Here is an 11,577-nt window from a genome sequence, read left to right on the forward strand (position 1 = left end):
TACGCAAGCAAGGCCATGGCATGCTTGAGGTTCTGCTCCGGGCCTTCAACGGTAATCCTATCCCGCTTGCCGCATAGCGGCTGAACAGTCACCAATTTTACTCCGTGGGACCGCAATAACTCGCGTCCACCCTAAATTTAGCAATCAACGGCAAAAAATAGCGATTGGGGCAAACCGTTTAGTCGAATTGGAGTTATAACGAAATGCATATTGATACTTTCAAAGAAATCATTGCGACGTTTGCTGATCCAGGCACCGAAATGCTTGTCGATGGTCCGAAGGTTCTGTTTTCTGTCAACGGACAAATAGTTGAGGCTGCAGTCACGATATCCTTCGGTGACGTGCAAGTTGATGACGGTAGCGGTCCAATCTCGGCATCAATTTGGATCGTCAAAAGACTCGCCAACTTAACGATGCTCGCGTCACGGATGAAGGAGCTCGTATCACCTACTAAACATTTTGTATCACCTGCTGCATATATACTTCAATCCTTGGAGACGCGTCCGGACGAGGTCCCGTTCGAAACCGACGATGCATTATCGTCCACTATTCAAGTCCTCAATCAGCGAAGCCCACTTGAAACAACAGTATTATATGTTACGAGCGACGCGGGTGAAGGGAAAACATCATTGATAAATGAACTTGCGTTAGAGCAGGCGTCCCGTTTCTTAGCGAATAAGGCTGATTGGCTTCTCGTTCCTATTCCCTTGGGAGGGCGACATTTTTTACGCTTTGATGATATCACTGTGGGAGTACTTCAAAATAAATATCGTTTCCCTTTTCTCTACTATGACTCGTTTCTGGCATTAGTGCGAATGGGCGTAATCGTTCCAGCGTTCGACGGATTTGAGGAAATGTTTGTCGAAAATAGCTCAGGAGAAGCCCTTTCTGCGATGGGAATTTTAGTTGGAGCTCTTAACTCCACTGGTGCAGTTATGATTGCTGCGCGAAAAGCCTACTTTGAGTTCGAAAATTTAAAATCGCAAGAGCGACTGTATGACACAATCAATGGATATTCAGTTGGCTTTGGGAAATTAGAATTGCGTCGATGGGGTAAGAAGGAATTCTTGGAGTATTGCGGCAAGCGAAATATTGCATCTTCGGAGTCGATTTATGATAGCGTACGTGTTCGCTTAGGAGCTGGCCACTCACTCCTAACGCGGCCTGTGCTTGTGAAGCGTCTTGTGGATATAGCTGTAAAAAGTCAGTCGCTAGAGACGTTTTTGGATCAGATTCAAGTGTCTGGTGCTGATTTCTTTTCTGTTTTTGTGCGTGGGATTATTGAGCGCGAAGCCACCGAAAAGTGGGTTGATCGTTCCGGTGAGATGGGGACAGTGTTATTAACTGTTGATGAGCATGTTGAATTGTTAGCCCAGGTGGCGCTGGCAATGTGGGACGCACGTGTTGACTATCTAAAACGAGATTTACTCGAATTTTCGTCTGATTTATTTTGCGAAACAAAACGAAAGTCTGCCCAGCAATCGCAACAGATCAGGGAACGACTGCGCGGGCACGCCCTGCTTGTTGGGTCGCCGAATGCACAGAATGCCGTTGAATTTGATCATGATGAGTTTAGATTATTTTTCCTTGGTGAAGCACTCGCCGATATTCTGAAAACACCGTCCGAGCGTGCGAAAATTGAAGTCTTAAGCGCATTACGAAAAGGTGTGCTTCCAGAGAATTCGTTGCTATCGTTGTTGCGCGCAATTAAACGAGACGCCAATATCAATAAAATTGCTGTTGCGAAAATATTAATTGAAATAGGCGGATTGGATAACCAAGCATCATATACCCAAGAGAATTGTGGAGCTCTTATCTTGCGGCTTCTCAGTGACACAGATGCCAGTGGTGTAAATATAGAAAATATTGCGTTGCCAATCGATGTATTTCGCGATCTTAAGCTGAATGGTATCGTGTTCGCTAACTGTTATATATCTCAAAATAATTTGGAAAATTCTTCATTTACTAATTGCACATTCAATCATTGTATTTTCGGGCAGCTTCGTGTATTTCCATCTACTTCTTTTTTTGAAGTCACATTTGATGAATGTCAGATTGATTCTCTCCGGCTTGACGATTCTGGGATTGAAATTTGGGAGCCTGTTGCAATCATCTCAAAATTACGGACATTAGGAGTTGTTTTTAATAATGGAAATGATCTATTCGATACAAAAATTGTTGAAACTGAGCTCGACGATCAGTTGGGTAGTGTTGACAAATTACTCAGATATTTTATGAGGAGCACACACATAAGTGAATCGGTAATAAAAATGAAACTTGGCGACCGAGGGCAAGCTTTCATTGATAGGACATTGCCATTTTTAATTGAAGCCGGCGCATTATCTGAAATTGAAAATAGAGGGGGCGGCACGCAACGACGATTCAGACTTTCTCTTTCGTTGGAGAAACTAAATTCAGCAATGGCCACTTCGCGCGGATCGTTCGACACTTTCATAAAGTCGTGTTCGATACCCTAATCATTGACTGACTGCAAGAAACAGCTCCTGCCCTCATTTTCGCGTCGTGAGATTTTTATAACGGATGCGATTGAAAAAGTAAGATACGCGCCCTTGATGCGCTATGGAAGCTTTCTTGAGCGACGAGGCGGACGCAGTTGCAATCGCACTGAACGCACACAAGGGGAGTAGTTTTCGCGTTTCTCTTTTGAAAAATTGTTCGTGAGACGACGTGTTGCCGTAAAAAGTCTGCAACGGGGCGTTTGCAGACAGTCAGCATTGCCTCACAATCGTTGCAAGCAGCGTTTAGGTAACAACGTCGATTTCTCGGACGATAACGTTTACCCTGTTGCTACCAGCAACGCAATTAATTAAATTGCCACAGAGTTACCTTTTAAACTCTACTTAGCGAATGCCGAGGAAAGCGGTTCCGTGGCTGCGCGACGCGTCCGTGCCGGCGACCAGCAACTGGCGCCGGCCATTGGCAAGCGGATATTCCACCGCAATGCCGCTAACGCTCTGTCCAGCCGTGCTGCAGGGCGCGGCACCAAACGCCAGCGAGAAATCAAATATATTCTTTCCCGATGCGCGCGGCTTCATGGCGCCGCTAAACGCGCAGCCGTTGGACGAGCCGGTGAAGGCGCCGTTCGCAGCGACAGTCAACGTAACCGGCTTGCCCAGCAGGTCGGTCAGACTCCAAGCCCCGGCGATATTGGCGAGCTTGGCCTCGGTATCGTACGAATAGCTCGAATTCGATAAAGTGGTGCTGCCGACAAATTTGTATTCGATCGGGCCTTCCGTTACGGTGCCGTTCAAACTGGTCTTCGACACATATTTGGTGTTGAGGATGCCTGAGAGGACGGTGCCGTCCGCAACGAACTCTTTTAGATTGGTCGAGGTCAGGTTGCCGTTGTCGACCTTGCCGCTGCCTTGAATGAAGCCGCCGACCGCCAGGCCGCCACCAACGAGTGGTGCGCCGAACAGCGTGTAAAATTCCTGGTTTTCCAACACGACCGTATAGTGAACGGCGGCGTTGTCGATGGTTCCTTCATACACGCCTTCTGCGCTTGCCACAGAGTCGCCGCCGTCGCCGCCGCAACCGGCCAGTAAGATCGATAGCAAGGAAGTGGCCAATGTTGCATTTGCATATTTCATTTTTATTGTCCGTAAATTAACTTAAAGAATTAATTTTACGGGAAATTAAAGTGAATGTATTAAAATTAACTTTCTGTTTTATTGTTCTAGAACAAGATGGGGCAGGGTCAATTGTAATCGTGTTTTCGCACGGGAGAACTGATGCTAACTATATTGCAATTGATTTGTTGTATCATGTGGCGCATTCGCCATCCGTACCTGTCTTGAAAGCGTCTACCGATGGATAAGCAGTTGCTTTTTGTTTGCTTCCTCACCTTTGTCATCCATATCATCGGCACGCTTGCCTATTCGGTGCGTATTGCCGGCGTACGCACCCGGCGCATCGCGGTGTCGTTCGCGCTGTTCAGCATCTTGGTGCTGGTGTCGCGCACCTCGAATTCCTTTCTCAGCCCTTTGCTGGCGAAGCGGGTGGAGTCGAACCTGCCGGGCCTCGACGCCGCCGGCGCGCTGTTGTCGGACTTCCGCTGGCTGCTGCTGTCGGCCAGTGTCGCCACCGTGGTTGGCGCGCTGCTGATTCCGACGTTCCAACGCGTGTTTTGCCGCGCCGTGCTGCACTTCCAAGTGCACCGCTCGGTGCCCAAGTTGATACTGCATGGTTTCTTCAAGGGCGGGCTGTCGTATGTGAAGGACTCGGCCAGCCTGCCGGCCGCCGCCAACGTCACCACGCTGCACAAGGGTTACGGCGTGTCGCTGCGTATTAGCCTGCTCAACATCGGCGCCGTCGCGCTGTGGACGGTTGGCTTGTTTGCCGCGCTGTATGCCGGCGTGCTCGACCCGGACGTGCGCGTGACTTCGAGCACGCTGTCGTCGATCATCAACGGCGGCGCCACCATCGCGATGGCCATCTTCATCGATCCGCACATGTCCGGCATGACCGACGATGTGGTGGAGGGCAGGGTCAGCGAGTCGCAGTTCCGCAAGGCGGTGGTTTGGCTGGTCGGCAGCCGCCTCGCAGGCACGCTTCTGGCGCAGGTCTTGCTGGTTCCGTCCGCGTTTTTGATCGTCTATGTCGCACGGGCGCTGTGAGCGCCGCCACTCAATACAAACGATAGGACACAGATGAAAATTGATACTTTCCGCCACGCCGCCGCCGCCGATGTGGCCGACGTTGCCCGCCTGGTCAACCTGGCCTACCGTCCGCCCGCCGGCGCGGCAGGCTGGACCCACGAGTCCGATCTGGTGGCGGGGGAGCGCATCGACGCGGCCAGGGTCGCCGCGATGCTCGACCAGCAGCAGTCGGCGCTGCTGCTGGGGTTTGCCGACGGGCGCCTGGTGGCTTGCGTCCATGTGGAAAAGGAGGGCGACAGCAGTTACATCGGCATGCTGGCGGTGGACCCGGCGTTGCAGACGGCCGGTGCCGGCAAGTGCATGCTGGCGCGCGCGGAGGAGTTCGCCCGCAGCGCGTTCGGCGCCGTCTCGACGCGCATGGTGGTGGTCTCGGCCAGGGAGGAGCTGTTGGCGTTTTATCTGCGCCGCGGCTACCGGAAAACCGGCGACGTGTCGGCCTTTCCGCTGGCCGCCGGCGTCGGCGTGCCTTTGCGCGACGGTTTGACGATCGAGGTGCTAGAAAAGAGCATGGGCGGTTGAACGTAGTGCCGCTGCCGGAGGTTGGATTCGCTTAGCGTAAGCCGACGCCTGGCCGCTGGCGACGCCAGTCGGGTTACGCCGTTCCGGCTAACTCGACCTACGAAATCCTTGATTTGGCGGCATTACCGTCTGAATGCGCAAATCAGATATCGTTGGTCGAAATGAGTCGTTTGGTTTGTGCCGCGCGGTGATTACAGTTTGAGTTCGGGGTTGCGCGGTCCAGTCGGACGCGCCGCCAAAGACTGTAACGCACTGTGAGGGCGCACCATGAAGAGAATTTTTTTGAAGAGCGTATTGGCGCTGGCGGCCGCCGCCGCGCTGGCCGGACCGGTGTTCGCCGCCGACCGCGAGGTTAACATCGCGTTTCAAACGGTGGTCGAGCCGGCCAAGGTGGCGCAGGCCGACGGCGAGTATGAGAAGGCCAGCGGCTGGAAGATCAACTGGAAGAAGTTCGCCAGCGGCGGCGATGTGATCACCGCCGTGGCCTCCGGCGATATCCACATCGGCTATGTCGGTAGCAGCCCGCTGGCGGCCGCGGCCACCAAGGGTTTGCCGATCGAGACCATTTTCATCGCCGCCGAAATCGGCGACGCCGAGGCGCTGGTGGTGCGCGACGGCAGCGGCATCACCAAGGCCCAGGACCTGGTCGGCAAGAAGATCGCGGTGCCGTTCGTCTCGACCACCCATTCCAGCCTGCTGGCGGCGCTCAAGCACTGGAAGATCGATCCGAAGTCGGTGCAGATTCTGAACCTGCGGCCTACCGAGATCGCCGCCGCCTGGCAGCGCGGCGATATCGACGCCGCCTATGTCTGGGACCCGGCGCTGGGCAAGGCCAAGGAGAGCGGTAAGGTGCTGACCGACTCGGCCGAGGTGGCGAAGTGGGGCGCGCCGACCTTCGACGCCTGGATCGTGCGCAAGGACTTCGCCGCCGAGCATCCTGATTTCGTCACGGCCTTCGTGCGCGTCACCGGCAAGGCTTACGCCGAGTACCGCAAGAACGGCAAGAGCTGGGGCGCCGATTCAGCCCAGGCCGAGAAGATCGCGCGCCTGACCGGCGCCAGCAAGGCCGACATTCCGCTGCTGCTGGCCGGCAGCCAGTTCCCCACGCTCGACGAGCAGGCTTCGGCCAGGCTGCTGGGCGGCGGCACGGTGCGCACGCTGTCGGACACGTCGCTGTTCTTGAAGGAGCAGAAGAGGGCCGACAAGATGCTGGCCAGCTACCAGGCCTTCGTCACGCCGCGTTTCGCCAAGCTGGCCTCGGCACGCTAAGGGCGGCGCGATGATCCGCTTGCACAAGGTTGGCGTCACGTTCGAGGCCGCCGGTTGCGCCGTCGAGGTACTGCGCGATATTTCACTCGATTTGCAGGACGGCAGTTTCAACGTCGTCATCGGCGCCTCCGGCTGCGGCAAGACCACGCTGCTGAACCTGATCGCCGGCTTCGTCGCGCCGTCCGCCGGCAGCGTCGCCATCGACGGCCGCGCCATCGCCGGGCCGGGCGCCGACCGTGGCGTAGTGTTCCAGGACGACGCCCTGCTGCCTTGGCAGAGCGTGCTGGAGAACGTCGCCTTCGGCCTGCGCCTGGCGGGCGTGCCGAAGCCGCAGCGCGAAGCGAAGGCGCGCGAGTATCTGCTGCTGACCGGTTTGGAGCGCTACGCCGACTATCCGATCTGGAAGATCTCGGGCGGCATGCGCCAGCGCGTCGGCCTGGCGCGCGCCTTGGCGGTCGATCCGCGCTTTTTGCTGCTCGACGAGCCGCTCGGCGCGCTCGACGCGCTTACCCGCGAGCGGATGCAGGAACACCTGTTGCGGGTCTGGCAGGCTTCCGGCAAGGGGCTGTTCATGATTACGCACAGCGTCGAGGAGGCGCTGTTCCTGGCCACCGACCTGGTGCTGTTGCGGGCCAGGCCGGGGCGGGTGGAGAGTATTCGTCGGCTCGATTTCGGCGCCCGCTTCGTGGCGGGCGAACCGGCGCGCAGCATCAAGTCGGACCGCCGTTTCGTCGAGCTGCGCGAGGCGATTTTGCACGAGCTGTTGGGTAACGAGGACGCTTACCACGAGGAGTTGGCGGCATGAGCGAGTTAAATTCTATTTTTGGCCACGCGGACGAGGCCGCGCCGCCGCGGCGTTCGTGGCGCCTGTCCGAGCGCGGCATCACCGCGCTGACCGTGCTGGCCCTGTTCGCGCTGTGGTGGGCCGTGACGGCCTTTGGCGCGGTGCCGGCCTTGTTCCTGCCGGGGCCGGCCGACGTGGTGGCGGCGCTGCGCGCGGTCGCCAGCGACGGTTTTGTCGACGCCACGTTGTGGCAGCACACGCTGACCAGCCTGGCGCGCGTAACCGCCGCTTTGCTGCTGGCGGTGGCGACGGCGGTGCCGCTGGGCGTGCTGATCGGTTCCAGCGCGCGGGTCGGCGCGGTGTTCGACCCCTTGATCGAGTTTTACCGGCCAATTCCGCCGCTGGCCTACCTGCCGCTGATCGTCATCTGGTGCGGCATTGGCGAGCTGTCCAAGGTGCTGTTGATTTACCTGGCGATTTTCGCGCCGCTGGCGATCGCCACCGTAGAGGGTGTGCGCCGCGTCGAGCAGAGCCGTCTGCGCGCCGCCATGGCGCTGGGCGCGACGCGCTGGCAACTGGTGCGTTTCGTGGTGCTGCCGTCGGCCGCGCCGGACATTCTGACCGGCGTGCGCATCGGCGTCGGGGTCGGCTGGTCGACCCTGGTCGCGGCCGAGCTGATCGCCGCCACCCGCGGCCTCGGCTTCATGATCCAGTCGGCGGCGCAATTCCTGGTCACGGACGTGGTGGTGATGGGCATTCTGGTCATCGCCGTCATCGCTTTCAGTTTCGACTGGTTGTTGCGGCGCCTGCAACGCGCCTGCGTGCCGTGGGCCGGGCTGGCCTGAGCGAACTTTTCCGCCCCGGCGCGCACTAACAGATAGAGCAATCGTCGCGGGAGGCGGCCATGAAAATTCCCAAGAATCTGAGGATTCCGGCAATCGTGTTTACGCTGGAGGCCATCATGCTGGCGGGCTTGTCATTGATTTTCTTCGTGCTGGTGCCGCGTTAGGCAGGTAATCTCGTAGGGCGCCGCGACAACCCCACCCATACCGGCTCAGGCGGTGGATAGCGCTTGCGCGGTGATGGTGCTGTGCAGGTCGCTGGCGCCGGTGCGGATGATCCAGCATTCCGGATATGGTTCGCTGGCGAAGCGGTTGTGCTTGGCGACGCGGCTCAGTTTGTCGAGCGTGGTGTTGGGTCCGAGCGCGGTTTCCTTGCCGGTCAGTTGGTCGAGGTGCCAGAAGCCGCCGTCGTGGTGGAACAGCAGCGGCAGCGCGGCCGCGTTCGGCGCGGCGGCGAAGGCCGGCAGCGGATAGCCAGGATGGCGGTCCGGCGCCAGCAGGTAGAAGCATTCGGCCTGCGCGCCCTGGTCGATGCGGTGCAGGATGACGCCGTGCGGCATGATGGCGCTGACCGACAGCACGACGATGCCCTTGATGCTGGCGCTTAGTTCGATGCGCATGCCCAGGCGTAGCGGCGTCGGCTTGTGCTTGCCCGGCCATACGCCGTCGAGCAGGATGCCGTAGCGCGACACGTCCTCGATTTCAAACCCGTTGTTGCAACGCCGGATGGCCGCGTGGCGACCGGACAGGCGCCGCGTCAGGCCGCTGTTGTCCTGGCCGTCGTCGCCGAAATGGCTCAACAAGACGTCGGACTCCGGGTCGACCAGTTCGAAGCGGCCCAGCACGCATTCGTCCAGCGCGAACAGGCGGATCTGCCGCTGCGCGCCGGCTTCCGGCGCGGCGTTGACCAGGCAGGCGGCGCGGCTCGGGTGCGGGTGCGCCCGGCTGGCGCCCGGCATATCGATTTCAATCAGTTCCTCGTCCCACGCGATGGTGGTGAAGCCCATGTCGATCTTGCCCTGCGGCGCGCTCAGGTCGACGTGGGCGATACCGGCGTTGCGCGCCGTGACGTCGAGGTCGTAGCCGCCGCCGGCCGGCGCGCTGACCCTGGCGATCGAGGCGTCGTCGGCCATCACGCGCACGTTTTTATGCGTACTCAGGAAAATCTGGTGGATTTCGGTCAGCGTGGCGTCGCGCCGCGGCACCAGGATGACGAAGGTGCACACCCATTTCTGCGCCTGCGCGGCGGCGTCGGAGGGCGGACTGAGCACTTCGACCTCGATCTGGTACTGGCCGTGCTCCTTGTTGCGCGACGAGAATTCGACGAACACCGGGCGCCAGTCGCCGCGCGTGGTGCGCACGAACTGCTGGCGCGCCGCGCCGTGGGTGATCAGGTCCGACTGCAATTGCATGGTGATCTGCGGCGGGCAGTTCGCCGGCATGCCGCGCAATTCCATTTTCAGGGTCTGGCGGCCGCCCGCGGCGCGCGGGTCGAAGCCGCTGATGTGCAGATGGGCGTGGTTGAGTTCCTTGAACGGCGCCGGCGCGCGGCCGGCGGCGAGGGCGGGGGGCGTCGCTGCCGCCGGGCCGCTCGGCGCGGGCGCGGGAACGCCGCCGCGTGCGCCGCGCAGCGTGCGCAGCAGCTCGTAGCTCGACGGCGGCGGCGCGGTTTGCGCGTGGCCGCTGGCGCAAGTGTTTTCCCCAGGCATTACCCATAGCGTACAGTGCGGGTGATCCGGGTTACAACATTTTTTCATGGCGGGGGTGACGGAGGCGCTTGGCTGGACAAGGTAAACCAGAGCTTACGCGCTTTTGGTGGCCCGTGGCAACTTTCTCGACAATAGAAACGGATATTTTTGCGCCAGATCGTGGCCGCGCCAGCAACGCAACAGTTGCGCAACTGTCGTGCTAGGTGGCGCGCGGGCGGGCCTCTCCCGGTAGTGCCGTTTCATCAAGATTGCGCGCGGGCCGCTGCGGGCGGAAGCGCAGCGCCAGCGCGCTCAGGTTATCGACGTGCAGGCCGGCCGGCGGGTTGTCGAGGAAACTGTCGAACAGCGCGTCGAGCGCGCCGGCGGCGTCCAGTCCGGCCAGCAGCGCCGGCCAGCGCGCGACCCAGCGGTCGGGCCGGGCGCAGGCCCAAAAACCGTCGCTGGCGAGCAGGTAGAGCGCGTCCGCGCGCACAGTCAGGGCGCGGCGGTCGCCCAGTTGCCGCAGGAACGGCGGCAGGTTGGCGTCCGCCAGCGCGTACAGCGGGCCGGCCAGCACCTGCGGGTCGCTGATGGCGTTGCCGAGGATGAAAGCCTGCGAGATTTGCGGGCGGTGCTCGCCATGCACCTGCTGCCACCATTCGGCCTCGCCGAGCAGGCCGTGCAGCGCGAAGGTGGTGGCCGGCACATGGTCGATCGTCAGCGGCGTGGCCTGGCGCGCGGTGATTTCATACAGGCGCGAGTCGCCCACGTGGTACAGCAGCGGCGCCTGGCCGGGCCGCAGTTCCAGCAGCGTCAGCGTGGTGCCGGGGCGCTTGGCCTGGGCGCCGTCCATCGCGGCGAAGCGCGCCTGCAGCGTCTGGTGCAGCGCGTCGAGCCGCTCGGCCAGTTGTTCCAGCGTGGCGCAAGCCGGCACCAGCAACAGGCCTTGCACCACCGCTTCGGCGGCCTGGCGCCCGTGGCCGTGGCCGCCCATGCCGTCGAGCACGGCGATGCGCACCTGTCCGGCCGGCCAGCCGGACACTTGCCGGTTCTGCTGGCGCTGGTCGAGCAGGAACGCGGCGCGGCCGTTGCCGTCGATCAGCAGCAAATTGTCTTGGTTTTCCGGCAGCGGCGGCGGGCCGGCGCCGGCGCAGCTGCGCGCCGCCACGTCCAGGCCGGGTCCGAAGTCGAGCGTGTCTGTCAAAGGCATGTTGGGGGGCGAAATATTGTCGCGTTAATCATCTGATATAGCTTAGCCGAAAAATGGCTTGCGGCCGCGGAAATATTGTCGTCGCAGCGCCCTGGTCAACGCGCGCCGTTGGTTTGAATGAATTACGGAGCCGGCGCCTCGGCGGCGCGGCGCAGCCACAGGCTGCTGGCCCAACCGACGCTGGCGTGGCCGTCGACATTGACGCTGACCTGCCACCAGTCGCCGTCGCGCACGCCGGTCGGCGTCAGCGCGGCGCCAGCCGGAATGGTGGCGATGCGCGCTGAGTTCACGCCGGCGCCGGCGCGCAGGTTCAAGTCCTGGTGGGCGCGGTAGGCCTGGCTGGCGACCGGCGCCGCGGCCGGATTAACCGACGGCGATCCGCCCGGCGCCGTAACCGTAACCGGAAACAGCGGCAACATCAGGCTGCCCAGACCCCAGGTGCCGCCGGCCAGCAGCAGCAACGCGCGCGCGGTCGGGCGGCGCCACCAGCGCCGCGGCGTCAGCCACGCCGCCAGGATCAGTGTCAGGCACAGCCCCGCGGCATAGGCGGCGAGGCGATACAGGGTATCTGGTTGCATGCAAGCTC

10 protein-coding genes are annotated in these 11,577 nt (G+C 60.5%); 6 read left to right on the top strand and 4 right to left on the bottom strand.

Annotated elements, in window-relative coordinates; genetic code table 11:
- Window positions 1–203: 203 nt before the first annotated feature.
- Window positions 204–2,477: a hypothetical protein gene (locus ACFDR9_RS07715; protein WP_409030616.1), complete on the top strand. Its 2,274-nt coding sequence runs from the start codon at window positions 204–206 to the stop codon at window positions 2,475–2,477.
- A 384-nt stretch (window positions 2,478–2,861) separates the two neighbouring features.
- Here the strand turns inward: ACFDR9_RS07715 and ACFDR9_RS07720 are convergent, their stop codons facing one another.
- Window positions 2,862–3,611: a hypothetical protein gene (locus tag ACFDR9_RS07720; protein WP_409030617.1), complete on the bottom strand. Its 750-nt coding sequence runs from the start codon at window positions 3,609–3,611 to the stop codon at window positions 2,862–2,864.
- Between the two features lie 219 nt (window positions 3,612–3,830).
- Here ACFDR9_RS07720 and ACFDR9_RS07725 point away from each other — a divergent pair, with 219 nt between their 5' ends.
- From ACFDR9_RS07725 to ACFDR9_RS07745, 5 genes are all read left to right on the top strand, one after another.
- A complete protein-coding gene (locus ACFDR9_RS07725; protein WP_409030618.1) occupies window positions 3,831–4,637 on the top strand; it encodes a lipid II flippase Amj family protein in 807 nt (268 codons plus the stop codon).
- A gap of 33 nt (window positions 4,638–4,670) precedes the next feature.
- A complete protein-coding gene (locus ACFDR9_RS07730; RefSeq protein WP_409030619.1) occupies window positions 4,671–5,198 on the top strand; it encodes a GNAT family N-acetyltransferase in 528 nt (175 codons plus the stop codon).
- Window positions 5,199–5,465: 267 nt separating this feature from the next.
- A complete protein-coding gene (tauA, locus tag ACFDR9_RS07735; RefSeq protein ID WP_409030620.1) occupies window positions 5,466–6,467 on the top strand; it encodes a taurine ABC transporter substrate-binding protein in 1,002 nt (333 codons plus the stop codon).
- Window positions 6,468–6,477: 10 nt separating this feature from the next.
- The gene (locus tag ACFDR9_RS07740) at window positions 6,478–7,272 is read left to right on the top strand and encodes a taurine ABC transporter ATP-binding protein (RefSeq protein WP_409030621.1); all 795 of its coding nucleotides are present in this window, start codon (window positions 6,478–6,480) and stop codon (window positions 7,270–7,272) included.
- Window positions 7,269–8,096: an ABC transporter permease subunit gene (locus tag ACFDR9_RS07745; RefSeq protein ID WP_409030622.1), complete on the top strand. Its 828-nt coding sequence runs from the start codon at window positions 7,269–7,271 to the stop codon at window positions 8,094–8,096. The genes ACFDR9_RS07740 and ACFDR9_RS07745 overlap by 4 nt, the downstream gene beginning before the upstream one ends.
- Before the next feature lie 209 nt (window positions 8,097–8,305).
- On the opposite strand, the gene ACFDR9_RS07750 is transcribed toward ACFDR9_RS07745, so the two are convergent.
- The 3 genes from ACFDR9_RS07750 to ACFDR9_RS07760 form a co-directional block, all read right to left on the bottom strand.
- On the bottom strand, window positions 8,306–9,802 hold the full coding sequence (locus tag ACFDR9_RS07750; RefSeq protein WP_409030623.1) for an FHA domain-containing protein: 1,497 nt from the start codon (window positions 9,800–9,802) through the stop codon (window positions 8,306–8,308).
- 199 nt (window positions 9,803–10,001) lie between these two features.
- Complete coding sequence (locus ACFDR9_RS07755) at window positions 10,002–10,991, bottom strand: PP2C family serine/threonine-protein phosphatase (RefSeq protein ID WP_026132511.1); 990 nt, start codon at window positions 10,989–10,991, stop codon at window positions 10,002–10,004.
- 122 nt (window positions 10,992–11,113) lie between these two features.
- Window positions 11,114–11,569: an SH3 domain-containing protein gene (locus tag ACFDR9_RS07760; protein ID WP_409030624.1), complete on the bottom strand. Its 456-nt coding sequence runs from the start codon at window positions 11,567–11,569 to the stop codon at window positions 11,114–11,116.
- Window positions 11,570–11,577: the final 8 nt, after the last annotated feature.

Origin of the sequence: Janthinobacterium sp. CG_23.3 (genome assembly GCF_046115965.1) — a bacterium.
Lineage (GTDB): Bacteria > Pseudomonadota > Gammaproteobacteria > Burkholderiales > Burkholderiaceae_D > Janthinobacterium.